The organism is Streptomyces sp. NPDC001904 (genome assembly GCF_040297005.1).
Taxonomy (GTDB): Bacteria; Actinomycetota; Actinomycetes; order Streptomycetales; family Streptomycetaceae; genus Streptomyces.
Genome location: NZ_JBEOYI010000006.1, coordinates 240,383 through 266,426 on the forward strand (window position 1 = coordinate 240,383; position 26,044 = coordinate 266,426).

Sequence of the window (26,044 nt, forward strand, 5' to 3'; positions counted from 1 at the left end):
GCCGACGGAGACGATCGCCCGGGGGCCCATGGTTCGCCGGTTCACGGCCGGTGTGCGTGACGTGGTGCGGTCGGCCCGGGGGGCCGGCGGGGGTCGGCGGCCCGGGTGATGGCGGACTCGACGGCGGCGACCCGGTCGGCGAGCAGGCCGAGGGCGGCGACGGCGCGCACGACGGGGTCGTCGCCGTCGGCGCCGCCGAGGGATCGCGCGCGGACGTGGGCGGCCTTCAACTCGGCCCAGCGGTCGGCCTGCTCGGTGCTCAGCCGCCCGCGCAGCTCGGCGAGCTTGAGGAGGTTCGCCTCGGCGCCGGAGGTGAGGGTCTGGGCCTCGCCGGTGTAGTGGTCGTCGAGGACGGCGGAGAGTTCCGCGGCGTTCATGGCGGGGTCGATCCGGGCGGCGATCTTGTTCATGTTGCGGTACGAGCCCTGGAGCAGGAAGGGCGGTTCGGTGCGGGCGTCGTCGGACTGGGCGGCCGAGGCGATGTAGGCGGCGTTGACGGCGAGGACCGTGTCGCGGGCCGTGCGCAGGTGGCGCAGGACGGAGACGATCCGCTCGGTCTCGGCCGGGGCGTAAGGGTGGACGAGCCGGCCGGCACGGGCCGTGGGGTCGTCCGCGGCGAGCCGCAGCAGGACGTCGAGGTCGGCGCGGTCGCGGCCGGCGAGCGGGGCGAGGTGCGGGTTGGCGGTGAGCGCGTTCTCGACGAAGCTCAGCGCGAAGGCCTCCTCCTTGCCGGTGAGCACGTCGCCGAGGTTCCACACGTCGGCGCGGTTGGCGAGCATGTCGGGGATGCGGAAGCGGTGGCCCGATTCGGTGTACGGGTTGCCGGCCATGCAGACGGCGAACCGCTTGCCGCGCAGGTCGTGGCTGCGGGGCTCGCCGTTCCACACGCCGTCCATGCGGCGCTGCCCGTCGCACAGGGCGATGAACTTCTGGAGCAGTTCGGGCGAGGTGTGCTGGATGTCGTCGAGGTAGAGCAGGACGTTGTTGCCGGCCTCCAGCGCGAAGTTGACCTTCTCGATCTCCTGGCGGGCGGTGACGTTCGGGGCCTCGGCGGGGTCGAGGGAGGTGACGTCGTGGCCGAGGGCCGGTCCGCCGACCTTGACGAGGAGCATGCCGAGCCGGTCGGCGACGTACTCCACGAGGGTCGTCTTGCCGTAGCCGGGCGGCGAGATCAGCAGCAACAGGCCTCCTGCCGTGCCGAGTTGTTTGGCGAGGCTGTCGCCGATGAGCGGCAGGTACACCTCGTCGACGAGGCGGCTGCGGACGAAGGTGGGCAGGACGCGCGGGCGGTGGTCGGCGAGCCGCAGCCGGTCCTGTTCGGCGGCGACGAGCGAGGTGCGCAGCCGCTGGTAGGCGCGGAAGCCGGGGACGGCGTGCTCGCGGAAGTCGCGGGTGCGGGCGAGGAGTTCGTCGAGGCGGAAGGTGAGGCGCCGGCCGCTGATCCGCGGGTGGGTGCCGAGCAGCCCGTCGACGGTGGCGGTCAGCGGTGCGTCGGCGTCGTGGCGCGGGAGGTCCGGGCAGAGTTCGAGCGCGACGGCCTCGGGCAGCTCACCGGCGTCGTCGCCGACCGCGGTCGCGTACGCGGTCAGCCAGGCCTCGACGAGCGAGCGGCGCGCGCCGAGGTCGCCGACGGCGGCGAGATCGTCCTCGTACGCCGAACGGTCGACGGCGTGGCGGAACTTGTCGAGGAAGGTGCGGGCACCGGTCGCGGTGACGAAGCCCTCGGGGCCGGTGGTGAGTTCTTCGAAGAGGTAGGCGGCTTCGTTGCGGGCGGGCGCCTCGTCGGGCCCGATCCGCTCGGCGAGTTCGGCGCACCAGTCGTCGATGGCGGGCGCGAGGCCGAACGTGTCGCGGGCGCGGGCCAGCGACACCGCCCGCCGGGTCCACTGGCCGCGCTGGCTCTCGGTCGTCGCGTGCGCCCAGAACAGCTGGGCGGCGGCGCGGACGGCCGGGCTGTGGCGGAGCAGTCCGGCGCCGGTGTGCAGCCGCAGCAGCGCGGTGAGGATCGCGGTGGCGTCGTGGTCGTGGACCCCGCGTTCGTAGCCCTCGTCGTACGCCTCCTCGGCGGCCGCGCGGACCAGGGCGGGCAGGTCGTCGTGGGCGAGGAGGTCCTCGGCGCCGCGCTCGGCGAGGAGGCGGGCGGCGAGGTGTTCGGCGCGGTAGACGTCGGCGTTCTCGGAGGCCAGCGACTGGCCCCAGTGGGCGCGGAGTTCGGCGAAGGCCGGGTCGTCGACGGGGGCGCGGTAGTCGGTGCCGGTGAGCGCGTAGGCCATGCCGTCGTCGCCGTGCGGGACGAGGGCGAGTTCGGGCAGCCGGGTGTTGACGGCGATGCGGTGCCGGCCGAGCCGGAGCGCGGTGCCGCCGTCGGCGTACAGCTCGGTGCGGTCGCGCAGGGCGCGCAGGGCGTCCTGCCGGGCGACGGCGAGGCGGCCGTCGAGTTCGTCGGCGCGGACCTGGTCCTCGCGCTCGCGCAGGGCCTCGATGGTGCGGCGGACCTTGGCCACCATCGGGTCGGAGGCGAGGAACGTGCTGATCTCGTCGAGGGAGCCGAGGTCGGCCAGACGCCGGGCGACGGTCTCCAGGATGCGCTGTGCGGAGGTGGCGAGGCGTTCGGTGTGCCGGGCGCGGTCGTCGGCGAGGGTCTGCTTGCGGGCGGCGAACGCCTCGTGGATCTCGACGCGCCGGGCGTCGAGGTCGGCGAGGAAGTCGTCGCTGTCCGCGAAGCGCCCCTCCAGGTTCTCCAGGCGCAGCAGCAGGCGGGCGAGCTGGTCGTCGCAGGCCTCGGGGGTCGTGGCGGCGGCCAGGGCACCGGTGACCGCCTGGCCGAGCAGCGAGAACTCGGCGGCGAACTCGGCGCGTCCCTCGTGGACGGCGAGTTCCCTGCGGCGGGCGTCGAGGGTGGCGCGGGCCCGGTTGACCCCGGCGAGGGCCTCGGCGATGCGTTCCAGGACGTCGGCGCGTACGGTCGCGTCGTCGATGTCGAGACCGCCGACGACGTCGGTGACCGTCTGGAGCTGCTCGGCGAGTTCGGCGACGCGCTCGGCGAGCGGCGCGGCCCCGGCGGTGGTGGCGAGCTGTGCGGCCTGTTCGGTGAGCCGGTCCAGGTCGGCGTGGTGGGCGGCGAGGGCGTCGGGCCGGGCGAGGAAGGCGACGGCGCGGGCGCCGGCGGAGGCGATGTCGGCGGCGAGCTGTCCGGCGAGGGCATCGATGCGCTCGACGTCGGCGTACCGCAGCTCCTTGAGGGTGAGCAGGCGGCCCTGGGCGCGGCGCAGTTCGGTGAGCCGCTCGACCCATTCGTGGGCGCTGCGGGGTGCCTCGCCGCGGATCCGGCGGACCAGGGTGGTGAGGTGGGCGGCGGCCTCGTCGTAGGCGTCGGCGGCCTGCCGGGTGAGGGCGCGCACGGTCTCGTACTCGGTGACGATCCGGGCGGCCGTGGTCCGCAACTCGTCGACGGGTGAGCGGAGTTCACCGGCGTCGGCGAGCCAGGGGAAGGTGTCGGTGACGCGTTCGCAGGCGGCGGCCAGGGCTTCGTAGGCGGTGGCCGTGGGGGTGGCCGCGGCCTCCTGGACGGTATGGACGAGGGAGAGGCAGTCGGCGATACCGCGCACCAGGTCGGCGTTGCCGATCCGGGCCAGTTCCGGGTCGGCGGAGCCGTTCGCGGTCTCGTGGGTGTCGGCGGTGAAGGGGGTCGCCCAGCTCTGCACCGGGTGGGCCCGGCCGGGCTCCGTGCCGGTGGTGTCGCGCAGCAGCACCAGGGTGCCGTCGTCGAGGAGGGCGTGGCCGCGCCCGGTGAGCGGGGTGGCGATCTCCTTGCGGATGAGGTGGTAGGGCAGCAGCAGGGTGCGTCCGGCGGCGCGGGCCCGGAAGACGTAGAGGACGTCCTCGCCGCCGGGGGCGCGGACGGTGCGCTCGTAGGCGAGGCCCGTGGTGTCGACGGCGTCGAAGGTCTTGTGGGCGCCGGTGGCCAGGCAGTAGCCGCCGGGGAAGACGACGCCCTGCTCGTCGGGGAGCACCCGGCAGGCCTGCCCGATGCCGTCGAGGCGGACGACGGTCTTGGTGAGGGTGTTGAAGACGAGGTGGCGGTCGGCCGCCTCCTTGTAGGGGCGGACGCGCAGCAGGACCAGCGGGCCGACGCGGGCGTGCGCGACGGCGGCGTCGGCGAGCGACTGGAGGGGTTCGTCGACGGGTTCGGCGTGGATGCCGTCGCCGCTCTCGGTGTCGTCCTCGGTCTTGACGGTGAGGCTGCCGCCGACCGTGGAGACGTACAGCTCGCCGCCGGGGATCGCGATGTGCGGGTGGCGGCCGAGGACATGGTCCTCGCGGGTCGTCGGCTGCCAGGTGATGTCGTGGGCGGGTGGCCGGACGTCGTCGCGGTCGCCGCGTGCGTCGAGGAAGCGGGCGCCGCCGCGTCCGTCGAGCTCCCAGCGCAGGACGCGGATGTCGTCGGCCTTGTCGCCGGTCTGGAAGACGGCGAGCAACTTGTTCTCGAGGAGCCGGAGTTCGAGGAGTCTGCCGTCGCGGTAGTAGCGGAAGAGGGCGGCGAACTCGGTCCGGAACGCCGGGTCGTCGAGCAGCCCGGGCACGGCGTCCTCGGGCAGCCGCGCCAGGTCGCCGTCGGGGGCGTGCAGGGCGAAGATGTCGCCGACCCCGGGCGCTCCGGTGCCGAGCACGTCGCGCAGGCCGACGAGGAGGGCGCCGCCGACGGCGACGATGTCGCGGGCCAGGCGCGGCGCTTCGGTGCGGACGGTGCCGCTGCCGGTGAGCGTCAGCTCCGTGGAGCCGAACGCCGCGCCGCGCCGGTCGTTCAACGCCTCCGCCCGGGAGGCCAGTTCGCGGGCCTGCGCGGCGAGCCGGTCGCGCAGTACCTCGTACGTGCCCGCGTCGGGGCCGTCGGCCGTCCGAGCCGTGCCGGTCTCCATGCGTGGCGTCCTTTCCTGCGTGATGCACTCTCGGATCGCGTGATGCACGATCGGATCGCGTGATGCGCGCTCGGATCGATGGTGCGGCCGGAACCGCCGACCCCCGTGCGGCGGCCCCGGCCGGTCTGTGCGGTCAGGCGTGCGCCACGCCGTTCAGCTTGCCGAGGGGCAGGTCGGCGACGCCCAACTGGCTCGCCTTGTCGAGCAGTTCACGCAGCTGTCCGGACTGCTCACCGCCGTCGCGCATCATCTTCATCAGCAGCGCGGAGACGGTGAGGTTCTGCACGTCGGCGGTGGAGACGGAGCCGAGGATCTTCGACAGGTCGTCGGTGAAGCTGGCCGAGCCGTCCAGCCACGGCCTGGCGAGGGCCTGTGCGGTGTCGGAGTGCTGGACGAAGGAGTCGACGCCCTTGCCGAGCGCGATCGAGGACATCAGCCGGTCGAAGAAGACGGACTCGCCGCCCACGATGCTGATGTCGGCGCTCTCCAGGCCGGTGGCGAGGACCGTGGCCTGCGCCTCGGCGACCTGCCGCTGCACATCGATCCCGGCGAGCCGGATCTCCTTCTCCGCCTGGAGGCGCAGCCGGTACTCCTCGTGGCCGCGCGAGGCGTCGTCGAGGGCGGCCATCGCGGCGGCCTTCTCGTTGATGCCCTGGGCCTCGGCCTTCAGCTTGGCGGCGATGGCCTCCGCCTCGGCGAGCGCCTTGGCCCGCCCGCCTTCCGCCTCCGCGAGCGCCTTGGCCCTGCCTCCCTCGGCCTCCGCACGCAGTCGCGCCCCGGTCGCCTCGGCCTCTGCGCGCCCCGCCTTCTCGATGACGTCGGCCTCCTGGTCGCGCACCTGCACCTCGGCGAGACCGGCGGCCGCCGTCTCGGCCTGGATGCCCGCGGCCAGCTTGACCTTGGCCTGCGCCTGGAGGTCGGCGGACTTCAGCTCGGCCTCGGCGAGGGTGAGGCGTTCGGCGGCGCGGTGCGTGGCGGCCTGTTCGGCGGCCTCCGCGGCCTTGATGTCCTTGACCAGCTTCTCCTGCGCCTCGGCCTCGGCGGCGATGACGATGGCCTGCCGGTCGCGTTCGGCGGACTCGATCGCGCGGAGCTTCTTGATGGACTCCTCCTGCTCGGCGACCGTGCGGTCGACGGCGACGCGCTCGCGGATGACCTCGGCGATCTCCCGCTTCTCCGCCTCGACCTCCTTCTCGGCGGCGATCTTCGTCAGCTGTGTCTCGCGCTCCCGGGCGATGACTTCGAGGAGGCGGTCCTTCTCGATGCGCTCGTTCTCGACGGCGATGACCCGCTCGCGGTTCTTCTGTGCGACGGCGACCTCGCGGGCCTGGTTCTCGCGCTGCACGCCGAGCTTCTCCTCGGTGGCGAGGAAGGCCCCCTGGGCGCGCAGCCGCTCCTCCTCGACCACCCGCGCGGTCTCGGCCTCCTCGCGGGCCCGCACGGTGTCGATCTCCCGCTTCTGCTTGATCTCGGCGTCGGCCTGGCGGCGCTCCAGTTCGAGGATGGTCTCCCGGGCGTCGACGTTCTGCCGGGTGATCTCCTTCTCCTCGGTGCGCTGGAACTCGTTGGTCTTGACGTGCTCGATCGCCGTCAGTTCGGTGATCTTGCGGATGCCCTGGGCGTCGAGGACGTTGTGCGGGTCGAGCTGGCTGAGCGGCGTCTGCTCCAGGTAGTCGATCGCCGCGTCCTCGAGGTGGTAGCCGCTCAGGTCGACGCCGATGACCTCGATGATCTTGAAGCGGAGTTCCTCGCGCTTGGTGTAGAGGTCGGTGAAGTCCATGCCCTTGCCGACGGTCTTGAGCGCCTCGGAGAACTTCGCGTGGAACAGCTCCTGGAGCGTCTTCACGTCACTGGCACGCGCGGTGCCGACCGACTGGGCGACCCGGATGACGTCGTCGACGGTCTTGTTCACCTTCACGAAGAACGAGATCCGGATGTCGGCGCGGATGTTGTCCCGGCAGATCAGGCCGTCGCGGCCGGTCCTGGTGATCTCGATGACCTTCACCGAGATGTCCATGACCTCGGCCTTGTGCAGGACGGGCAGCACGACCTGCCCGGTGAAGGTGACGTCCACCTTGCGCATCTTGGAGACGATGAGCGCCTTGCCCTGCTCCACCTTGCGGAACAGTCTGGTGAACACCAGCAGCAGGACGACGAGGACGATCAGGACAGCGACGACGGACACGCCGATGCCCATGGTGGTGGCATCCATGGTGAGTTCCTTTGGATCCGGGGGCGGACGGCACCCCGAGAGGAAGATGGGAGAACGCGGTCGGAGGCGGCCGTGCCGCACACCCTGCCGACGCCCGGACCGCTTACGCGGGGACCGGGTGAGTGATCGCGCCGGGGCCGTGCGGCGACGGCCCGGGTTCGTCGGGAGCGATGCGGTCCGTCGGGCGCGCCGCGCGCATACCCGCGTCCGTCCCGAAGCCGGCCGTGAGGAACTCCCCCATTCCTACGCCCCCCTCACCCCGTGCTCGGCTCCGCCCCGGCGCCGGCCTCGTTTCCGAGACGTGGCACCGGGGTCCGGCCCCCGTTTCTGCCGTGGTCATCCTGTCCCGGTACGGAGGTTCCGCGCATTGCCGGATTCCGGCAATCTTCACGCGTAGTTGATGCCTGGGAACGACACGAGGCGCCGATACCGGCCACGGAGGCTCCGGCTCCGCCACGGTCTCCGGCTCGGGAAGGCCCCCATGTCTTCATCCGAGCACCACCGGCAGCCGGTCCGCCACCTCCCCCAGCGCCGCCCGCTCCGTCCCGTCCGGCGCGCGGCGCCCGGTGCCGAGCAGCAGTGCGTCCGTGTCGGAGAACGCGGCGGGCAGCGTCGCGCCCGCGACCGCCTCCAGCAACTCCCGCGCCCGGCGCAGCCCTTCGGCCGAGGGGCGGGCGGCGTCGGGGAGCGCGGCGATCAGATCGAGGTGGTGCAGCGTCCACTCCAGCACGTACGCGTCGAGGTAGTCGCCCGCGGTCAGCACTTCGTCGCGGGTGGCGACCCGCAGCGCCGGGTCCGCGAGCCGCGCGGCGCGCCCGGCCGCGGAGCCGACGTCGTCGAGGTGGAACCGGAGCAGGCCCGGGTCCTCGTAGGCGGCGGCGAGCCGGACCGTGAGCGCGGCGAGGGGGTCGTCCTCGCCCGGCCGGTGGTCGTCGATGGTCCAGTAGGTCACCGCGTCCCGGGTCGGTGCGGCGTCCGCGGGGGTGACCAGGGTGATCAGTACGTCCTGCGCGTCGATGACGAGGTGGCAGACCAGGTCGCGGACGAGCCAGCCGGCGCAGCCGGACGGCCGCGCGAAGTCCTCGTCCGCCAGGTTCCCGACCGCGGTGAGCAGGTCCGTCCAGGTACGTGAGAAGAGATCCACGCCCGCACGCTACGCGGACCGGCGCGCCGCCCACCGGTGGTTTCCCCGAACGTCGCCGCCCGGCGTAGGGTCGGCGCCAGGCAGCCCCCGTCGTGAGGCCCCGTCGTGAAAGGCCGTGCCGCCCCCATGCCCACCAGCGCCTCCCCGGCCGTCGGCCGCGCCCTGGACATCCTGCTCCATCTGTCCAGCAGGCCGGGTCCGGTGCGCGCCCCGGCGCTCGCCGCCGACCTGGGCATCCCGCGCTCCAGCGTCTACCACATCCTGACCGTGCTGGTGGACCGCGGATTCGTCACGTACATCCCGGAGGGGCAGCTCTACGGGCTCGGCGTCTCGGCCTTCGAGGTCGGCTCCGCCTATCTGCGGCACGAACCGCTGGAGCGGCTGGCCCGCCCGCTCGTGCGCACGCTCGCGCAGCAGCTCGGCCAGCCCGTGCACCTCGGGGTGCTGCACGGGGCGGAGAGCGTCTATCTGCTCAAGGAGCTGCCGTCGGCCACGCACGCCCCCGAGCCCGCGCCGGACCTCGTGACCGACGTGGGCGTCCGGCTGCCCGCCCACCTGACGGCGAACGGCCGCACCCTGCTCGCCCACTCCTCGCCCGCCCAGATCCGCGCGCTCTTCCCCTCGGGGCCGCTGATCACCCGCACGGGCCGGGGTCCGCGCACCCCCGCCGAGCTGCGCCGCGGCCTCGCCGACGAGCGGGAGCGGGGCTGGTCGGAGGAGGTCGGGCTGGTGACCGAGGGGATGCGGTCGCTCGCGGTGCCCGCCTTCGACCACCTCGGGCAGCCCGTCGCGGCGTTGTCCACGACCTGGCGGCGGGCGGCGGGGCGCCACCCGGTCGAGGAGATCGTGGACCGGCTGCGGCGCGCGGCGGCCCGGCTCACCGCGGCGATGCTCGGCCACTCCCCCGCCTGAACGGCACAGGGGCGAAGCAGTCTCGGATCCGAGACATCTGCGGTGCCGCACTGGTCCGGGTCTCCCCCGTCTTCTGTGATGGCAGAGCACGAACCGTTCCCCGTCCGGGGCGGTGATCCACCCGTTCCCCGCCGGTGCCCCGTACCGTCGGGGACACCGGCTCTCCTGGAGGTCTCATGACCGGCTCCGCCCCCCGCCCCGTACGCGCCCCGCGCGGCACCGAGCTCACCACCCTGGGCTGGCAGCAGGAGGGCGCCCTGCGGATGCTCATGAACAACCTCGACGCGGAGGTCGCCGAGCACCCGGACAAGCTCGTCGTCTACGGCGGCACCGGCAAGGCGGCCCGCTCCTGGGAGGCGTACGACGCGATCGTGCGCACACTGAAGACGCTGAAGGACGACGAGACGCTGCTGGTGCAGTCGGGCAAGCCGGTCGGCGTGCTGCGCACGAACGAGTGGGCGCCGCGCGTGCTCCTCGCCAACTCCAACCTCGTGGGCGACTGGGCCAACTGGGAGGAGTTCCGCAAGCTGGAGGCCGCGGGCCTGACCATGTACGGCCAGATGACGGCCGGATCGTGGATCTACATCGGGTCGCAGGGGATCGTCCAGGGCACGTACGAGACCTTCGGTGCCGTCGCCCGCAAGAAGTTCGACGGCACCCTCGCCGGCACGATCACGCTGACCGCCGGTCTCGGCGGCATGGGCGGCGCCCAGCCGCTCGCCGTGACGATGAACGAGGGCGTCGCGATCTGCGTCGACGTCGACGAGTCGCGCGTCGACCGCCGCATCGGCACCCGCTACCTGGACGTCAAGGCCGACAACCTGGACCACGCCCTGGAGCTGGCGGTCAAGGCCCGTGACGAGCGCCGCGGCCTGTCCATCGGTGTCGTCGGCAACGCCGCCGAGGTCTTCCCGGAGCTGCTGCGCCGCGGCGCCCCGATCGACATCGTGACCGACCAGACCTCGGCCCACGACCCGCTCGCGTACCTGCCCGTCGGCATCTCGGTCGAGGACTGGGACAAGGAGCGCGAGGCGGACCCGGCCGGCTTCACCGAGAAGGCCCGCCGGTCGATGCGCCTGCACGTCGAGGCCATGGTCGGCTTCCTCGACCAGGGCAAGGAGGTCTTCGACTACGGCAACTCGATCCGCGACGAGGCCCGCAAGGCCGGCTGCCAGCGCGCCTTCGACTTCCCCGGCTTCGTGCCCGCGCACATCCGCCCGCTGTTCGAGGAGGGGCTCGGCCCGTTCCGCTGGGCCGCCCTGTCCGGCGACCCGGAGGACATCGCGAAGACGGACAAGGCGATCAAGGAGCTGTTCCCGGAGAACAAGCACCTGCACCGCTGGCTGGACATGGCCGCCGAGCGGATCTCCTTCGAGGGCCTGCCGGCCCGCATCTGCTGGCTGGGCTACGGCGAGCGCCACCTGGCGGGCCTGAAGTTCAACGAGATGGTGGCGAGCGGCGAGCTGTCGGCGCCCGTGGCCATCGGCCGGGACCACCTCGACTCGGGCTCCGTGGCCTCCCCGTACCGCGAGACCGAGGCCATGAAGGACGGCTCGGACGCGATCGCCGACTGGCCGCTGCTGAACGCCCTGGTCAACACCGCGTCGGGCGCCTCCTGGGTCTCCCTGCACCACGGTGGCGGCGTCGGCATGGGCCGCTCCATCCACGCCGGTCAGGTCTGTGTCGCCGACGGCACCGAGCTCGCCGCCCGCAAGATCGAGCGGGTGCTCACCAACGACCCGGCGATGGGTGTCATCCGTCACGTCGACGCCGGCTACGAGCACGCGGCCGAGGTCGCCGACGAGCGCGGGGTGCGGGTGCCGATGCGCGAGGGCGACAAGTAACACCTGCTCCGCGGGACAGGGGGCGGGCCCGGGCGGCACCGGGGATGGCACAGTGGAGAGATCGCACTGGAACATCCCCGGAGACCTGGAGGCCCGCCCCACATGCGTCTGATCCTCATCCGCCACGGCCAGACCCCGTCCAACCTGAAGCACCTTCTGGACACCACGGCGCCCGGCCCCGGCCTGACCCCGCTCGGGCAGGAGCAGGCCGCCGCGCTGCCCGAGGCCCTGGCGGGCGAGGAGATCGACGCGCTGTACGTCTCGACGCTGCTGCGCACCCAGCTCACCGCCGCGCCGCTGGCCGAGGCCAGGGGCCTGGAGGCCGTGGTGCGCGACGGGCTGCGGGAGCTGATCGCCGGTGAGCTGGAGATGCGCGGCGACGACGAGGCCGCGGACCTCTACATGACGACCGCGTTCGCCTGGGCGGCCGGTGATGTCGAGCGGCGGATGCCGGGTGCGGAGAACGGCACCGAGGCCCTCGGCCGCTTCGACGCCGTCGTCGCCGAGGCGGCCGGGTCCGGGGCGGCGACGGTGGCGATGGTCAGCCACGGCGCGGCCATCCGCACCTGGGTCGCGGCCCGTGCCGGCAATGTCGACGTCGCCCACTCGGCGTCCCACCCGCTGGCCAACACCGGCGTCGTCGTCCTCGACGGCTCCCCCGAGACCGGCTGGCGGTGTGTGCTGTGGGAGGGCGAGCCGCTCGGCCCGGCGGACCCGGCGCCGGACGCCGACGGCCCGACGGGCGCCGCCGTCTCCGCCTGACCCGCCCCGGTCCCGGCCGCGCATACCGTTGGCGCATAAGGGAGTTGACCGGGCATCAGGCGGTGTGCAGGAGCGCCGTTCGAGTGGCGGTCGCGGGGCCGCGCACAGTAGAACTGGGCCTCATGTCTGACCAGAGGCCGGCCCAGCGCCCCGCGCCGCGGCCCGGTCCGCGGTGGGGTCACACCTCGCCGCGGCGCCGGGAGATCAGTGACGGCTACCGGCGGCGGGCCACCCTTCTCACGCAGCTCGCGCTCACCCTCGGGGGCGTCATGGCCGTCGCGGCCGTGATCAGCCTCGTCCTCGTCTCGCAGGCCGACGCGGACACGGACGGGGGCTCCGGCGCCTACGGCTATCTCGCCCTCTTCCTGTGGTTCGGGATCCTGGCCGCGGCGCCGGTCCTGGTGGCGGTCGCCGTCCCCGCCGCCGTCATGGCGCGGCGCGTGCGCCTGGACGAGGCGGCGGGGACCGGCGGTTAGAGACCCTTCACGTTGTCGCCGAAGGTCCAGCCCTTCGAGCCGTCCCAGTTGATGGACCAGGTCATCAGGCCCTTCAGCGCGCCGCCGTACGTGTTCCACGCCTGCGCCACCTGACCGGTCGTCATGTAGCCGCCGCCGGCGCCCGCTTGGGCGGGGAGTCCGGGCACCTGCTTGTCGTAGGGGACCTTGATGGTGGTGCCCTGGATGACGAGGCCCTGGTTCAGGCAGCTCGTCTGGGCGGTGAAGCCCTCGACCGTGCCTGCGGAGTAGGAGTCGCCGGAGCAGCCGTACATGCTGCCGTTGTAGTACTGCATGTTGAGCCACCACAGGCGGCCGTTGTCCGCGTACTTCTTGATGACGGGGAGGTACGCGCCCCAGATCGAGCCGTAGGTGACGCTGCCGCCGGTGACGTAGGCGGTCTCGGGGGCCATCGTCAGGCCGAATCCGGACGGCATCCGCGCCAGGATGCCGTCGATGATGCGGATCAGGTTGGACTGGGACGTGGACAGCTGGGAGATGCTGCCGCTGCCGGTGAGGCCGGTCTCGATGTCGATGTCGATGCCGTCGAAGTTGTACTGCTTCAGGATCGGCACGATCGTGTCGACGAAACGGTCGGCGACCGCCGTGGAGTTGAGGTCGATCCCGGCCGTCGCGCCGCCGATCGACATCAGGATCGTCTGGCCCGCGGCCTTGGCCTGACACATCTCGGCCGGGGTCGCGACCTTCACGCCCGTGTCCATGCCGTCCTCCCACAGCGCCGTGCCGTCGGAGCGGATCACGGGGAAGGCGGCGTTGATGACGTTGTAGCCGTGCTGGACGATCGCTGGGTCGGTGATGGGGGTCCAGCCGAACGGCGGGTGGACGCCGTTGGCGGCGCCGTCCCAGTTCTCCCAGTAGCCCTGGAGGACCTTGCCGGACGGTCTCGGTTTCGTGGCGCAGGTGTCGGCGGCGGGGGCGGCCGGCGCGGTGACGAGGAGGGTGGTGACGGTCGCGGCCGCGGTGAGGGCGGCGGCGAGGAGTCGGGGCGTACGAGGGCGCAGTGACATGGGGGGCTCCCGGGTTCTCGCTGGACAGCGGTGGGGTGTCGCGAGCATGTCGCACGTTAAGGAGGTCCAGACCTTTCGTCAATGGGTCTGGACCAATCAGTGAGGCCGGGCCCCGGACACCGGCGGGGGGTGCGGTCGGCGGCGGTTTCCTGACGGCAACGCGTCCGAAACACCCGCTGCCTACCGTCTCCCGCACACCGGTCATGGCTGCAACGGCCGGTGCGCGTCCGGTGGTTCACCGTCCCGGGCGCTAACCAGCCGTCTTCCACCGAGCTTTCAGGGAGGAACGATGGCTGTCTCCGCGCGCGCCGCCGCCCCCGCCGACACCGATGCCGTCGCACCCGCGCAGGGCCCGCACCCCGTGGACGTACGGCCGCCGCTGCGCCGGCTGATCCCACTCAGCCTGCAGCATCTGCTCGTCGCGTACGCGGGCATGGCCACGATGCCGCTGCTGGTGGGCACCGCGCTGCACCTGCCCGAGGACCGGATACGGCTGCTCATCAGCGCCAATCTGCTGGTGAGCGGCCTCGCGACCCTGCTCCAGTCGCTGGGGCTCAAGGGCCTCGCCGGGGCGCGGCTGCCCCTGGTGATGGGGTCGACGTTCACGGCCATCACCCCGGCGGTGCTCATCGGGCAGGAGCACGGGCTCGCCGCGGTGTTCGGCGCGACCATCGTGTCGGGTCTGGTGACGCTGGCGGTGGCGCCGTGGTTCGGGCGCTGTCTGCATCTGTTCCCGCCGCTGGTCACGGGGACGGTCATCGCGGTCATCGGGTTCTCGCTCGTGCCCTCCGCGGCCGGGCTCGTCAGCGGCGGCGAGAGCGGTGGGAAGGGGCTCGCGCTCGCCGCCGTCACCGTCGTCCTGGTCGTGCTCGTCGAACGGCTCGCGCCACCCGCCGTCGCCCGGTTCTCGGTGCTCGTCGCGATGGCCGCAGGAACCGTGCTGGCCGTGCCGCTGGGCCTGTTCGACGGCTCGGGAGTGACCGGCGCGGACGCCGTCTCGGTCCCCGAACCCGCCGCGTTCGGGGCGCCCACCTTCGTGGTGCCCGCCATCGCCGCGATGCTCGTCGTGCAGCTGGTGAACATGGTCGAGTCGGTCGGTGACACCCTTGCCGTCGGCCAGATCGTGGGGCGCGGGGACGACGCGCCGACCGTGGTGCGGGCGCTGCGCGCGGACGGTGCCGCGACGGTGGTCTCGGGCGCCCTGTCCTCGTTCCCGATCGTGACGTTCGGGCAGTCGGTGGGCCTGGTCAGCGTGACGCGGGTGATGAGCCGTCACGTCGTCGCGCTGTCGGGGGCGCTGATGGTCGTCCTCGCCTTCGTCCCGGTGCTCGGCGCGGCCGTCGCGGCCGTGCCGGGGGCGGTGCTCGGCGGGGTGTCGCTCGTCATGTTCGGCACGGTCGGCGCGGTCGGACTGCGGATCGTCTCCAAGGCCGACCTCGCCGACTCCCGCAATCTGCTGACCGTGGCGCTGGCGTTCGGGCTCGGCATGATCCCGGTCGGCGCGCCCGACTTCTACGCGCCGCTGCCCACGTATGCGCGCACGGTCCTGGACAGCGGCATCGCCGTCACCGGGATCGTCGCCTTCCTCCTCAACCTGCTGTTCCACCACACCCCCGGCCGCCCGCTCCGCCTCCGGAAGGAAACCGCGCGATGAGCCCCGACACGATCACCGACGTCACCGTCTTCAGCGGCGGGGCCTGGCACGCGGGGACGGACGTCCACCTCGTCGACGGCCGTGTCCACGCCCTCGTGCCGAAGGGCGAACTGCCGCACGGGGAGCGGGTGCTGGACGGATCCGGCGCCCATCTGACTCCTGGTCTCGTCAACACGCACACCCATCTATTCCAGGCCGGGCTGCGCGGCATCGGCGAGGGGCTGCCGCTGCTGTCGTGGCTGAGCGCCGTCGGCGAGGAGGCGGTCCGGCTGACGCCCGAGCGGGCGTACTGGACCGCTGCCGCCGCCGCGTCCGAGGCCCTGCGCAGCGGGACGACCACGCTCGTCGAGCACATGTGGCCGCATCCCTCCCCCGAGGTGCACGACGCGGTGCTGCGGGCGCTGCGGGACAGCGGCGTGCGGGCCGTGCTCTGCCGCGGGGTCGCCGACCGGGCCGACGGCAGCCGCAAGTGGGGCTTCGATCCGCGTCTGATGCAGCCGCTGAAGGAGGCGCTGGCGCACACGGACGAGCTGATCGGGGCCGCGCGCGGCAGCCGGGTGGCGGTCGGGGTGGCCGTGCCCAATCCGCGGTGTCTGACGCCGGAGGGCATGGCGGCGGTGCGCGCGTTCGCCGACGAACGCGAACTGCCCGTCTCCCTGCACCTGTTGGAGACGACGACCGACGACGTGATGTGCCGCGAGCACGCGGGGGCCGGCGCCGTCGAGTATCTGGAGCGGGCCGGGTTTCTGTGGGAGCGGCTGCTGGCCGTGCACTGCGTGGAGCTGGACGCGGCGGGCCGGGCGGCCCTGGCGCGCAACGGGGTCGGCGTCTCGTACAACCCGCTCTCCAACATGCGGCTCGGCTCGGGCATCGCCCCGGTGCCGGAGATGCTGGAGGCGGGGCTGCGGGTCGGGCTGGGGGTGGACGGGGCCGCGAGCAACGACACGCAGGACATGCTGGAGGCGCTGCGCATCGGCGCGTATCTGCAGCGGGCCGCGCACCGCAAGGCCGATCTGCTGGGGTTCCCCGAGATGTTCGCGCTGGCCGCGAACGGTGCCAACCGCGTCCTCGGTCTGGAGGAGCGGCCCGACGGGGTGCGGGTGGGCATGCAGGCGGATCTGGTGCTGCACCGCTTCGACCGGGACTACGCCTGCCTCCCCGTCCGTGATCCGGGGGCCACCCTGCTGACCTGCGCGGGCAGCAGGACCGTGGCGGCCGTGCTGGTCGGCGGCGAGGTGCTGGTCCAGGACGGCGAGCATGTGCGGCTGTCCGCGGGCGAGTTGGCCGCCGGGCTCACCTTTACGGCCGCGTAACCGCGGGATCCCGCGACGAAACACGGGCCCGGCAGGGTGAGGTCATCGCGTACGGCCCCGGGTCACCGGGGACCGTGCCAGCCCACGGCGCCGGGCCCGGACGGGTCCGCCGTGACCGTGCCCGCGGACCTCTGTGCGTCCGCGGTGGGGATCGCAGGGGCGGTGACTGCATCCCGTGGGACCTCACTCCTCAGGAGCGCAAGCCGCGATGACCGACACCACATACCAGTTGGCCGAGCTGGACAAGGAGACCCGGATGGGCGGGACCGGGACGGAGACGTCCGACCGGGAGATCCGCCGGATCGACCTCACCGACTTCGACGCCCGCCGGGCCGAGATCACCGACGAGCTGTGGACGGCCGCGACCGACATCGGCTTCTTCCAGCTCGTGAACCACGGCATCGAACAGCCCCTCGTGGACGGGGCGTTCGCCGACGCCGCGGGGTTCTTCGCCCTGCCGGAGGACACCAAGGCGCGGCACGGACTGAAGAAGGGGCTCAACTCCGGCTGGGAGTCGATGACCCAGGTCCGGCCGTCGGTCGGGACACCGGACCAGAAGGAGTCGTACCAGGTGACCCGGCCGCACATGGACGGCCTGTGGCCCGACGACGTGCTGCCCGGCTTCCGGGAGCGCACCCTCGCCTTCGAGGCCCGGTGCCGGGACCTCGCGATGCGCGTCCTGGGCTGCTTCGCCGACCGGCTGGGGCTGCCCGAGGGGTTCTTCGCGCGGGCCCACGCCCCCGAGAGCGCCCAGTACCAGTCGACCCTGCGGATGCTGCACTACTTCGCCGTTCCCGAGGACGCCGAGATTCCCGGCGACGTGTGGCGGGCGGGCGCGCACACCGACTTCGACTGTCTGACGCTGCTGTTCCAGCGTGCCGGGCAGGGCGGTCTCCAGGTGTGCCCGGGCAAGGAGGCCGAGGCGCAGGAGTGGACTCCGGTGGAGCCGGCCGACGCCGTCATCACCTGCAACATCGGCGACATGCTGATGCGGTGGAGCGACGACCGGCTGCCGTCCAACTTCCACCGGGTGAAGTCGCCGGGACCCGGCGACGACCGGTCGGCTCGGCACAGCATCGCGTTCTTCGCGCAGGCCGACCGTGACGTGGTGATCGAGGGGCCCGAGCGCCGCTATCCGCCGATCACCGCTGCCGACTACATCCAGCAGCGCATCGCCGCCAACTTCGCCCGGTAGAAGGCGAAGAGAGGCCGGCCGGCCCAGAGGACCGGCAGAGCCCGCCTATGCCCTCGCGCCGGGCCCCGAGCGCCCGCGCGAGGGCTCCGCCCGGATCCGGTCCAGCCACCGCGCGCCCAGTGCGCGCCCGTCCGGCAACTGGTCGTCCCGGTCGAAGCGCCACGCCGTGATGATCGCGAGCACCAGGATCCGGCAGTCGTGCAGCAGGCCGGGATCGGCGCCCGGGTAGTGCCCGGCGACGTCGTCGGGGGCATGGGCGAGGTCGAACTCGACCGGCCCCCGGCACACCGTCTCCAGGTCGATGAAGAGCGGGCCGTGCCGGGTGGCGAGGAGGTTGCCCGGGTGCGGCTCGCCGTGCAGCAGCTGCTCGGCGCCGCCGCGCTCGGCGATCGCCCGGCACCGGTCGTCCAGGGTGGCGCCGAGCAGTCGCCGGTCGGCGTCGCCGAGCGCGGGCGTGCGGTCGCGGTCGGCGACGAGACTCCGGGCCTTCGCGACCCGCTCGGTGAAGTGCGGTGCGGGGACGTCGAGTCGGCGCATGCCGGTGTGGAGTCGCTTCAGCGCGTCCGCGTACGCGGCCTCCCCGACCTCCGCCGGTGCCACCGCCGTGTAGTGGGTCCACAGGGTGACCGCGAAGCCGTCCCGTTCATGGACGTCCGGCGTCACCCTGGGGTCGAGGGCGGCCACCGGACAGCCGGCCTCGGTGAGCCGCTGTGCCAGCTCGACCTCGAACCGGGCGATGTGGTCCGCCGCCGGTGCCACCCGGGCCAGGACGTCGCCCGGGATCAGCCGCAGCGTGAGCTTGTTGGAGTTCTGGAGCACGACCGCGTCGTCGGCCTGCAGGCCGAGTGACGCGGCGATCGCCCTGGCCGCGGGCACCGCCCGCGCCACCTCCGACGCCAGCATCGTCGCCTACCCCTCTCCTCGGCCGCCCGCACGGTACCAGCCCCCTCCCCCCTCATGATCACCGAGTTCGGTACGGTCACCGGACGCGCGCACGCCGTCCGTTCTCACCACGAAGGACATCCCATGACCACCGACACCCGGGTAGGACCCCCGCACTTCGGGACGGAACGCGACACGCTGCGCGCCTTCCTCGACTACCACCGCGCGACCCTCGCCATGAAGTGCGAGGGCCTGACCGACGAGGAGCTGCGGCAGCGGTCGATGCCGCCGTCCACGCTGTCGCTGCTCGGTCTGGTGCGGCACATGGCCGAGGTGGAGCGCGCATGGTTCCGGCGGGTGTTCGAGGACCACGACGCGCCGATGGTCTGGTCCGACGAGATCGACTTCCAGGCGGCGTACGACGCGAGCGGGTCGACCCGGGCCGAGGCGTTCACCGCCTGGCAGGCCGAGGTGGAGACCTCCCGGCGGATCGAGCGGGAGGCCGCGTCCCTGGACGTCGCCGGGCATCAGCCGCGCTGGGGCGAGGACGTGTCGCTGCGGATGGTGCTGGTGCACGTGCTCCTGGAGTACGGCCGGCACAACGGCCACGCCGACTTCCTGCGCGAGGGCGTCGACGGCACGGTCGGCGCCTGACCCGTCCCGGGCCCGCGCGCCGTTCCGTGCCGTTCGGGACCGCCCCCTCACTCCGCGTGGATCGACCCCTGCCCCGCGACCAGCGGGGCCCCGCTCCCGCCCCGGCGCACCGCCACGATCTCCGCGCCGATGGACACCGCGGTCTCCTCGGGCGTGCGGCCGCCGAGGTCGAGGCCGATCGGTGAGCGCAGGCGGGACAGCTCCCGCGGGGTCACGCCCGCCTCGCGCAGGCGCTGCGACCGGTCCGCGTGGGTGCGCCGGGAGCCCATCGCGCCCACGTACGCCACGGGCAGCCGCAGTGCCACCTCCAGCAGCGGCACATCGAACTTGGCGTCGTGCGTCAGGACGCACAGCACCGTCCGCTCGTCGGTCGCCGTGGCCCGCAGATAGCGGTCGGGCCACTCGACGACGACCTCGTCGGCCTCCGGGAAGCGGGCCCGCGTCGCGAACACCGGGCGCGCGTCGCACAGGGTCACATGGAACCCGAGCAGCTTGCCCACGCGCACCAGCGCCCCGGCGAAGTCCACCGCGCCGAACACGATCATCCGCGCGGGCGGCACGCTCGACTCGACGAACAGGGTGACGTCCGCGCCGCAGCGCGCCGAGCTCTCCGGGACCGCGCAGACACCGGTGCGCCCCAGGTCGAGCAGGGCCCGGGCCTGCGCGGCGAGCCCGGCGTCGTCGGCCGAGCCGAGGGAGCCCTCGGCCGAGCCGTCGGGGCGCACGAGCAGCAGCCCGCCGGAGTCGGCGAGCGGTGCGGGCCCGTCGAGGACCCGGGCCAGGGCCACCGCCTCGCCGCGCGCCGCGAGCGCGAGGGCGGCCTCCACCGTCGTACGGGCGGGAGCACCGGCGCGTACGGGGACGACGTGGACCTCGACGACGCCGCCGCAGGACAGGCCCACGGCGAACGCGTCGTCGTCGCTGTACCCGAAGCTCTCCCGGACCGGCACGCCGTCCGCGAGGGCCTGCTCGCACAGCTCGTAGACGGCGCCCTCGACACAGCCTCCGGAGACCGAGCCGATGACCTCGCCGGCGGTGTCGACGGCGAGGGCGGCGCCCGGCGGACGGGGTGCGCTGCCGCTCACCGAGACGACGGTGGCGACGGCGAACTCCCGTCCCTGGGCGACCCATTCGGTCAGTTCGGCGGCCAGGTCAAGCATGCGGCCCTTCCCGGTCCGCTTCCCGGCCGGTCTCCCTGCGCGCCTCACCGGCCAGGATCCGGTCGGGGCGCAGCGGCAGGTCGCGGTGGCGGACGCCGGTCGCGTGCCACACCGCGTTGGCGATGGCGGCGGCGGTGCCGACGATGCCGATCTCGCCGATGCCCTTGATGCCGACGGGGTCGGTCGGGTCCGGGTCGTCGACCCAGTCGGCCTCGATGGCGGGGATGTCGGCGTTCGCCGCGAAGTGGTAGCCCGCGAAGTCCGCGCCGACGTGTCCGCCGGACGCCTCGTCGCGCACCGCCTCCTCGTGCAGCGCCATGGAGATGCCCCAGGTCATGCCGCCCGTCAACTGACTGCGCGCGGTGAGCGGGTTGATGATGCGGCCCGCGGCGAATACCCCGAGGAGCCGGCGCACCCGCACCTCGCCGGTGGTGACGTCGACCGCGACCTCGGCGAACTGGGCGCCGAACGAGTGCCGTTCCTTCTGCGCCAGCTCGGCCACGAGCCCCGCGGTGTCCGTGCGGACCGTGATGCCGCCCTCGGGGATCTCCCCCGGCGCGAGCGGCAGCGTCGCGCGCAGTTCGCGGGCGGCCGCCATGACGGCCCAGCCCCAGGAGCGGGTGCCCATCGAGCCGCCGGAGACCCAGGCAGGACCGAAGTCGCTGTCGGCGATGCGGACATGGACCCGGTCGGGGGTCACGTCCAGCTCGTCGGCGGCGATCGAGGACAGGGCCGTGCGGGCGCCCGTGCCGACGTCGGAGGCGGTGATCCGGACCGTGAAGGTGCCGTCCTGTTCGGCGGTGACCGACGCGGTGGACGGGGCGACGCCGGACGGGAAGGTCGACGCGGCGACGCCGGTGCCGATCAGCAGCCGGCCCTCGCGGCGGGTGCGGGGCCGCGGGTCGCGCTCCGCCCAGCCGAAGCGGCGCGCGCCCTCGTCGAAGCAGGCCAGCAGGTTGCGGCTGCTGAACGGCAGGCCCGAGACCGGGCCCACCTCGGGTTCGTTGCGCACGCGCAGTGCGATCGGGTCCATGCCGAGCTGCTCGGCAAGCTCGTCGAGGGCGCACTCCACGGCGAACGAGCCCGGCGCCTCGCCCGGGGCCCGCATGAACGTCGGCGTCGGCACGTCCACCGGCACCACGCGGTGCGCGGTGTGGTGCGCGTCGGCCGCGTACATCGCACGCCCGTACCCGGCGCTCGACTCGACGAACTCCTTCACCGTCGAGGTCACGCTGGTGGCCTCGTGGCCGAAGGCGCGCAGCCGTCCGTCGGGGGCGGCGCCGAGTCGCACGCGCTGGGCCGTCGGGCTGCGGTAGCCGGTGGCGGCGAACACCTGACGGCGGGTCATGGAGACCCGGACCGGGCGCTGGAGCTGGGTCGCGGCCATCACGGCGGCCACGTGGTGGGGCCGTACGCCCTTGGAACCGAAGGCGCCGCCGACGTGCTCGGAGCGGACGCGCACGGCCGACAGGTCGAGCGAGAACAGCTTGGCCAGTTCGTCGGCGACCCACATGCTGCCCTGGTTGGAGTCGACGACCTCCAGGCGGCCGTCCTCCCAGCGCGCGGTGCACGCGTGCGGCTCCATGGCGCTGTGGTGCTGCTCGGGCGTCGTGTACGCGGCGTCCAGGACCACGGCGGACGCGGCGAGTTCGGCCTCCAGGTCGCCCTTGCTCTGGGTCTGGCCCTCCGGCGCGTAGGCGGCGGGGTGGTCGACGCGGAACACGCTGTCGTGCGGCTCGGTGTCGTACTCGACGGTGAGCGCCTCGGCGGCCTCCCTGGCCTGCTCGGACGTCTCGGCGACGACGAGCGCGACGGGCCAGCCCGCGTGCGGCACCCGGTCGTCCTGGAAGACGCCGAGGATGGGGTCGGGGGCGCCGAGCTGGCCGACGTAGTCGGTCGACACCCGCGGTGCGTTGCGATGGCTCAGGACGGCGAGGACCCCGGGCATCGCCGAGACCGCCGCGTCGCCGATCTCCCGGATCCGGCCGCGCGCCACCGTCGACAGCACCAGCCAGCCGTGGGCGAGTTCGGTGAACGGCAGCTCGCTCGCGTACCGGGCCGTTCCGGTGACCTTCTCCAGGCCCTCGATGCGGGTCCGCGCGGCCCCGACCGAGCGCTGCCCGCTGGTCGTCGCAGTGGTGGTCATCGGCCGGCCTCCTGGTCGGAATCGGCGGGTTCAGCGGCGGGTTCGGGGAGTTCAGCGAGTTCGGTGAGCATGGCCACGACGAGGTTGCGCATCAGGGGCACCTTGTACGCGTTCTGCGGCAGCGGGCTCGCGGCCGCGAGTTCGGCGTCGGCCGCGGCGGCGAACGCCTCGCCGGTCGCGGGTCGGCCGAGCAGCGCCCGCTCGGCGGCGCGGGCCCGCCACGGCCGGGAGGCGACCGCGCCGAACGCGAGGCGCACGTCGTGCACGACACCGTCGCGCACGTCGAGGGCGACGGCCGCAGAGCCGATCGCGAAGGCGTAGGAAGCGCGTTCGCGCACCTTGCGGTAGCGGGAGCGGGCGGCGACGGGCGCGGGCGGCAGGACCACTCCGGTGATGAGCGCGCCGGCCGGCAGGGCGGTCTCCAGGTGCGGGGTGTCGCCGACGGCCAGGTAGAAGTCGGCGAGCGCCAACTCCCCGGGACCCTCGGCGGTTTCGTACGTGACGACCGCGTCGAAGGCGGCGAGCGCGACGCCCATGTCGGACGGGTGCACGGCCACGCAGTGCTCGCTCGCGCCGAACACGGCGGCGTTGCGGTGCTCGCCCTCGACGGCGGGGCAGCCGCTGCCCGGCACTCGCTTGTTGCACGCCTTGCTGACGTCCGTGAAGTAGCCGCAGCGGGTGCGCTGGAGCAGATTGCCGCCGACGGTGGCCATGTTCCGCAGCTGTCCGGAGGCGCCGGCCAGGACGGCCTGGCTGAGCGCGGGACAGCGCCGGCGCACCTCGGGGTGGGCGGCGAGGTCGCTGTTGGTGACGGTCGCCCCGATCCGCAGGCCGCCGTCGGGGGTGGACTCGATCCGGTCCAGGGGCAGTTCCCGTACGTCGACCAGACGCGCGGGACGCTCGATCCCGGCCTTCATCAGGTCGACGAGGTTCGTGCCGCCGCCGAGGAACCGCGCCTCGGGGTCGGCGCCGAGCACCGCCACGGCGCCGGACACGTCGAGCGCCCGCTCGTAGCCGAACTCCCTCATGCCAGCTGCTCCTTCGCTTCGGTGACCGGCTGCGCCGACGTGGTCCGGGCGGCCTGCTCGACCGCGCGCACGATCGATCCGTAGGCGCCGCAGCGGCACAGGTTCCCGCTCATCCGTTCCCTGATCTCCTCCGGGGTCAGCGGCGGCGGACCGGCCTCGGGCCGCACGTCGCCGGTGGCCGCGCTGGGCCAACCCGCCGCGTGCTCCTCCAGGACGGCGAGCGCGGAGCAGATCTGGCCGGGGGTGCAGTAGCCGCACTGGTATCCGTCGAGCTCGAGGAAGGCCTCCTGCACCGGGTGCAGCCGGTCGCCCTCGGCGACGCCCTCGATGGTGGTGATCTCGCGCCCTTCGGCGGCGACCGCGAGCTGCAGACAGGACACCGCGCGGCGCCCGTCCACGAGCACCGTGCAGGCTCCGCACTGCCCCTGGTCGCAGCCCTTCTTGGTGCCGGTGAGATCGAGCCGCTCGCGCAGGGCGTCGAGCAGGGTGGTGCGGTGATCGACGGGCAGGGTGTGCTTCTCCCCGTTGACGTGCAGAGTGATCGTGCTGGACGCGGAGTTGTCGGCCGGAGCCATGAACAGCCTTCTTTCGCAGTTTCGTTGCTCTGGTGCGAGGAGAATCGGCGCTGTACGCAGGAGGGGGCGGCGGTGGACGTACGTCTCGGTGAGACGCCTCGGTGTGGGGATGCGTCGCGGGACACTATGGTGAACCTAAGTGGACACCTGTCCGTTCTATGGTCATCGACCGTAGTGGACAACTGTCCGCCCAGCAAGGACGTTTCCGAGCCACGGCCGAAGGAGGACGCGTGCGTCACCCGGACAAGCAGGCACCGCTGCGCTCGGACGCCCAGCGCAACCGCGAGCGCATCCTGGAGGTCGCCCTCACCGAGCTGACCAGATCGGCCGACGCGCCGCTGAGCGCGATCGCGAAGAAGGCGGGCGTGGGCCAGGGCACGTTCTACCGCAACTTCCCGAGCCGGGAGGCGCTGGTCCTGGAGGTGTACCGGTACGAGGTGCAGCAGGTCGCCGACACCGCCGCCCAGTTGCTGTGCACCCGGCCGCCGGAGGTGGCGCTGCGGGAGTGGATGGACCGGCTCGCCCAGTACGCGATGGCCAAGGCGGGTCTGGCGAACGCGCTGCGGGAGGCGACGGCCGCCCCCGGCGCCTTCAAGAGCATCGCCCACGGGCTGCTGACGGACGCCGTCACGCTCCTGCTGGCGGCGAACGAGGAGGCGGGCACGATCCGGCCCGGCGTGAGCACCGACGACTTCATGCTGGCGATAGCGGGCCTGTGGCAGATCGACCCGCGGGGCGACTGGCAGTCCCGCGCGGGCCGGCTGCTCGACCTGGTGACGGACGGGCTGCGCGCCGGTGCGCCGCGCTGACGCCGCCTCCGGCGTGCCCTAGGACCGCTTGCGGGGCTTGCCCCGCTTGCCGCTCTGCGGCTTTCCGCCCTGGGCCTTGCCGCCCTGGGCCTTTCCGCCTTGTCGGCGGCCGCCGCCGGTCGTCTTCTGCTGCTGTCTGCCGGTGCCGCCCCTGCCCGGCGCGGCGGCCTTCTTGGCGGGTCGTTCGGCGGAGGTCTGGGCGCGGCCCCGGGAGCTGTTGACCGTGCGGCCGCGCACGATGCCGATGAGGTCCTCGACCTCGTCGGTGGTCCGCTCCTCCGGCCAGGCCAGCGCGACGTCGGAGCCCGGCGCGTCCGTGACCGTGCGGTAGGTGAGGTCGCGGCGGTGGTGCAGCCGGGCCAGGGACTGCGGCACGACGAGCAGGCCCACGCCCGCCGCGACCAGCTCGACGGCGTCGGCGGTGGTGGCCGGCCGCTCGAAGGCGGGCTGCCCCGGCGGGCGCTCCGCCCACTCCAGTACGTCGTCGAGCGGGTGCTGGACGATCTCGTCGGCGAGGTCGGCCAGGGTGACCTCCTCGACGGCGGCCACAGCGTGGTCCTTGGGGACCATCACGACGGTCGTCTCCGTGTACAGGGGGATCGCGCTGAAGAACGTACGGTCCACGGGCAGCCGCACCAGTCCGGCGTCGGCGGCACCGGCCCGCAGCACGTCGGCCACCTCGGCGGCGGGCACGGGGACCAGCTCCAGCGGGACGCCGGGCAGCCGCTCGCGCCAGATCCGCACCCACTTGGCGGGGGTGGCTCCGGGAACGTACGCGAGCCTGAACCCGGGGGCCGCGGGCGGTGCGGGGGTTTCTTCCGTGCCTGTCACCTCGCCAGGCTACCCGGCGTGGTCGGGGCTCTCCGTTCGGCTCGATACCCTTGACCTCATGAGTTCGCAGCAGAGCACCCAGACGATGAAGCCCGCGACCGCGGCGAAGAAGCTGGGTGTGTACCTCGATGCCACGCCCGCCGAGTTCCGGGACGGCGTCGTCTCGCGCGCCGAACTGGCCGCGCTGGAGTCCGACCCGCCGCAGTGGCTCGTCACGCTCCGCGCCGACGGCCCGCACCCGCGCCCGGTCGTCGCACAGAAGCTGGGCGTCTCCATCGCGGGCCTGGCCCGTGGCGGCGTCACCGAAGCCCTCACGACGGAGCAGATCGAGGCGCTGAAGAGCGAGAACCCCGAGTGGCTCCAGCAGGAGCGCGCCACGCAGGCCGACGTCCGCAAGGAGAACGTCCGCATCAAGAAGAAGCACGCCGACGAGGCGGCCCGTCGCGCTCAGCAGTGACGCAGCGGGCTGTCGGTTCCCCGCG

The 26,044-nt window shown here is 73.3% G+C and carries 20 protein-coding genes; 10 read left to right on the top strand and 10 right to left on the bottom strand.

Going from position 1 to position 26,044, the window contains the following annotated elements:
• Positions 1–41 precede the first annotated feature (41 nt).
• The 3 genes from ABT127_RS12540 to ABT127_RS12550 form a co-directional block, all read right to left on the bottom strand.
• Positions 42–4,919 (bottom strand): DNA repair ATPase, encoded by a 4,878-nt coding sequence (locus ABT127_RS12540; protein ID WP_351447822.1) that lies wholly within the window; start codon positions 4,917–4,919, stop codon positions 42–44.
• Positions 4,920–5,052: 133 nt separating this feature from the next.
• Complete coding sequence (locus tag ABT127_RS12545; protein WP_351447825.1) at positions 5,053–7,131, bottom strand: flotillin family protein; 2,079 nt, start codon at positions 7,129–7,131, stop codon at positions 5,053–5,055.
• Between the two features lie 487 nt (positions 7,132–7,618).
• Positions 7,619–8,275 (bottom strand): maleylpyruvate isomerase N-terminal domain-containing protein, encoded by a 657-nt coding sequence (locus ABT127_RS12550; protein WP_351447828.1) that lies wholly within the window; start codon positions 8,273–8,275, stop codon positions 7,619–7,621.
• A 126-nt stretch (positions 8,276–8,401) separates the two neighbouring features.
• Here ABT127_RS12550 and ABT127_RS12555 point away from each other — a divergent pair, with 126 nt between their 5' ends.
• From ABT127_RS12555 to ABT127_RS12570, 4 genes are all read left to right on the top strand, one after another.
• The gene (locus ABT127_RS12555; protein WP_351447830.1) at positions 8,402–9,187 is read left to right on the top strand and encodes an IclR family transcriptional regulator; all 786 of its coding nucleotides are present in this window, start codon (positions 8,402–8,404) and stop codon (positions 9,185–9,187) included.
• 176 nt (positions 9,188–9,363) lie between these two features.
• Positions 9,364–11,031, top strand: coding sequence for a urocanate hydratase (gene hutU, locus ABT127_RS12560; protein WP_351447833.1), 1,668 nt, complete (start codon positions 9,364–9,366; stop codon positions 11,029–11,031).
• A gap of 102 nt (positions 11,032–11,133) precedes the next feature.
• Complete coding sequence (locus ABT127_RS12565; RefSeq protein ID WP_351447836.1) at positions 11,134–11,793, top strand: histidine phosphatase family protein; 660 nt, start codon at positions 11,134–11,136, stop codon at positions 11,791–11,793.
• 122 nt (positions 11,794–11,915) lie between these two features.
• Positions 11,916–12,269: a hypothetical protein gene (locus ABT127_RS12570; RefSeq protein WP_351447839.1), complete on the top strand. Its 354-nt coding sequence runs from the start codon at positions 11,916–11,918 to the stop codon at positions 12,267–12,269.
• Here ABT127_RS12570 and ABT127_RS12575 read toward each other — a convergent pair.
• Entirely contained in the window at positions 12,266–13,315 is a 1,050-nt protein-coding gene (locus tag ABT127_RS12575; RefSeq protein ID WP_351447842.1) for a chitinase, read from the bottom strand. The genes ABT127_RS12570 and ABT127_RS12575 overlap by 4 nt on opposite strands.
• A gap of 289 nt (positions 13,316–13,604) precedes the next feature.
• Here ABT127_RS12575 and ABT127_RS12580 point away from each other — a divergent pair, with 289 nt between their 5' ends.
• From ABT127_RS12580 to ABT127_RS12590, 3 genes are all read left to right on the top strand, one after another.
• Entirely contained in the window at positions 13,605–14,969 is a 1,365-nt protein-coding gene (locus ABT127_RS12580) for a uracil-xanthine permease family protein (RefSeq protein WP_351447845.1), read from the top strand.
• Positions 14,966–16,282: an amidohydrolase family protein gene (locus tag ABT127_RS12585; protein ID WP_351447848.1), complete on the top strand. Its 1,317-nt coding sequence runs from the start codon at positions 14,966–14,968 to the stop codon at positions 16,280–16,282. The genes ABT127_RS12580 and ABT127_RS12585 overlap by 4 nt, the downstream gene beginning before the upstream one ends.
• Positions 16,283–16,490: 208 nt before the next feature.
• Positions 16,491–17,477, top strand: a complete 987-nt coding sequence (locus ABT127_RS12590; RefSeq protein WP_351447851.1) for an isopenicillin N synthase family dioxygenase — start codon at positions 16,491–16,493, stop codon at positions 17,475–17,477.
• A 45-nt stretch (positions 17,478–17,522) separates the two neighbouring features.
• On the opposite strand, the gene ABT127_RS12595 is transcribed toward ABT127_RS12590, so the two are convergent.
• On the bottom strand, positions 17,523–18,380 hold the full coding sequence (locus ABT127_RS12595; protein ID WP_351447854.1) for a phosphotransferase: 858 nt from the start codon (positions 18,378–18,380) through the stop codon (positions 17,523–17,525).
• Positions 18,381–18,503: 123 nt separating this feature from the next.
• Between ABT127_RS12595 and ABT127_RS12600 the strand changes: the two genes are divergently transcribed.
• Positions 18,504–19,013, top strand: coding sequence for a DinB family protein (locus tag ABT127_RS12600; RefSeq protein WP_351447857.1), 510 nt, complete (start codon positions 18,504–18,506; stop codon positions 19,011–19,013).
• Between the two features lie 47 nt (positions 19,014–19,060).
• Here ABT127_RS12600 and ABT127_RS12605 read toward each other — a convergent pair whose 3' ends face one another.
• From ABT127_RS12605 to ABT127_RS12620, 4 genes are read right to left on the bottom strand one after another with little or no spacing between them, the layout of a single operon-like run.
• A complete protein-coding gene (locus ABT127_RS12605; RefSeq protein WP_351447860.1) occupies positions 19,061–20,173 on the bottom strand; it encodes an XdhC family protein in 1,113 nt (370 codons plus the stop codon).
• Complete coding sequence (locus ABT127_RS12610) at positions 20,166–22,319, bottom strand: xanthine dehydrogenase family protein molybdopterin-binding subunit (protein WP_351447863.1); 2,154 nt, start codon at positions 22,317–22,319, stop codon at positions 20,166–20,168. The genes ABT127_RS12605 and ABT127_RS12610 overlap by 8 nt, the downstream gene beginning before the upstream one ends.
• Complete coding sequence (locus ABT127_RS12615; RefSeq protein ID WP_351447866.1) at positions 22,316–23,347, bottom strand: FAD binding domain-containing protein; 1,032 nt, start codon at positions 23,345–23,347, stop codon at positions 22,316–22,318. The genes ABT127_RS12610 and ABT127_RS12615 overlap by 4 nt, the downstream gene beginning before the upstream one ends.
• Positions 23,344–23,922: a (2Fe-2S)-binding protein gene (locus tag ABT127_RS12620; protein ID WP_351447869.1), complete on the bottom strand. Its 579-nt coding sequence runs from the start codon at positions 23,920–23,922 to the stop codon at positions 23,344–23,346. The genes ABT127_RS12615 and ABT127_RS12620 overlap by 4 nt, the downstream gene beginning before the upstream one ends.
• A gap of 230 nt (positions 23,923–24,152) precedes the next feature.
• Between ABT127_RS12620 and ABT127_RS12625 the strand changes: the two genes are divergently transcribed.
• Positions 24,153–24,731 (top strand): TetR/AcrR family transcriptional regulator, encoded by a 579-nt coding sequence (locus tag ABT127_RS12625; protein WP_351447872.1) that lies wholly within the window; start codon positions 24,153–24,155, stop codon positions 24,729–24,731.
• 18 nt (positions 24,732–24,749) lie between these two features.
• Here ABT127_RS12625 and ABT127_RS12630 read toward each other — a convergent pair whose 3' ends face one another.
• The gene (locus ABT127_RS12630; protein WP_351447875.1) at positions 24,750–25,562 is read right to left on the bottom strand and encodes a LysR family substrate-binding domain-containing protein; all 813 of its coding nucleotides are present in this window, start codon (positions 25,560–25,562) and stop codon (positions 24,750–24,752) included.
• Between the two features lie 58 nt (positions 25,563–25,620).
• Here ABT127_RS12630 and ABT127_RS12635 point away from each other — a divergent pair, with 58 nt between their 5' ends.
• Positions 25,621–26,019, top strand: a complete 399-nt coding sequence (locus ABT127_RS12635; RefSeq protein ID WP_351447878.1) for a DUF5997 family protein — start codon at positions 25,621–25,623, stop codon at positions 26,017–26,019.
• Positions 26,020–26,044 lie beyond the last annotated feature (25 nt).

Excerpts from the sequence above, each read along its gene's own strand:
- ABT127_RS12540 (WP_351447822.1), bottom strand. The coding sequence starts at position 4,919 with ATGGAGACCGGCACGGCTCGGACGGCCGACGGCCCCGACGCGGGCACG.
- ABT127_RS12545 (WP_351447825.1), bottom strand. The coding sequence starts at position 7,131 with ATGGATGCCACCACCATGGGCATCGGCGTGTCCGTCGTCGCTGTCCTG.
- ABT127_RS12555 (WP_351447830.1), top strand. The coding sequence starts at position 8,402 with ATGCCCACCAGCGCCTCCCCGGCCGTCGGCCGCGCCCTGGACATCCTG.
- hutU (WP_351447833.1), top strand. The coding sequence starts at position 9,364 with ATGACCGGCTCCGCCCCCCGCCCCGTACGCGCCCCGCGCGGCACCGAG.
- ABT127_RS12565 (WP_351447836.1), top strand. The coding sequence starts at position 11,134 with ATGCGTCTGATCCTCATCCGCCACGGCCAGACCCCGTCCAACCTGAAG.
- ABT127_RS12570 (WP_351447839.1), top strand. The coding sequence starts at position 11,916 with ATGTCTGACCAGAGGCCGGCCCAGCGCCCCGCGCCGCGGCCCGGTCCG.
- ABT127_RS12575 (WP_351447842.1), bottom strand. The coding sequence starts at position 13,315 with ATGTCACTGCGCCCTCGTACGCCCCGACTCCTCGCCGCCGCCCTCACC.
- ABT127_RS12580 (WP_351447845.1), top strand. The coding sequence starts at position 13,605 with ATGGCTGTCTCCGCGCGCGCCGCCGCCCCCGCCGACACCGATGCCGTC.
- ABT127_RS12585 (WP_351447848.1), top strand. The coding sequence starts at position 14,966 with ATGAGCCCCGACACGATCACCGACGTCACCGTCTTCAGCGGCGGGGCC.
- ABT127_RS12590 (WP_351447851.1), top strand. The coding sequence starts at position 16,491 with ATGACCGACACCACATACCAGTTGGCCGAGCTGGACAAGGAGACCCGG.
- ABT127_RS12595 (WP_351447854.1), bottom strand. The coding sequence starts at position 18,380 with ATGCTGGCGTCGGAGGTGGCGCGGGCGGTGCCCGCGGCCAGGGCGATC.
- ABT127_RS12600 (WP_351447857.1), top strand. The coding sequence starts at position 18,504 with ATGACCACCGACACCCGGGTAGGACCCCCGCACTTCGGGACGGAACGC.
- ABT127_RS12605 (WP_351447860.1), bottom strand. The coding sequence starts at position 20,173 with ATGCTTGACCTGGCCGCCGAACTGACCGAATGGGTCGCCCAGGGACGG.
- ABT127_RS12610 (WP_351447863.1), bottom strand. The coding sequence starts at position 22,319 with ATGACCACCACTGCGACGACCAGCGGGCAGCGCTCGGTCGGGGCCGCG.
- ABT127_RS12615 (WP_351447866.1), bottom strand. The coding sequence starts at position 23,347 with ATGAGGGAGTTCGGCTACGAGCGGGCGCTCGACGTGTCCGGCGCCGTG.
- ABT127_RS12620 (WP_351447869.1), bottom strand. The coding sequence starts at position 23,922 with ATGGCTCCGGCCGACAACTCCGCGTCCAGCACGATCACTCTGCACGTC.
- ABT127_RS12635 (WP_351447878.1), top strand. The coding sequence starts at position 25,621 with ATGAGTTCGCAGCAGAGCACCCAGACGATGAAGCCCGCGACCGCGGCG.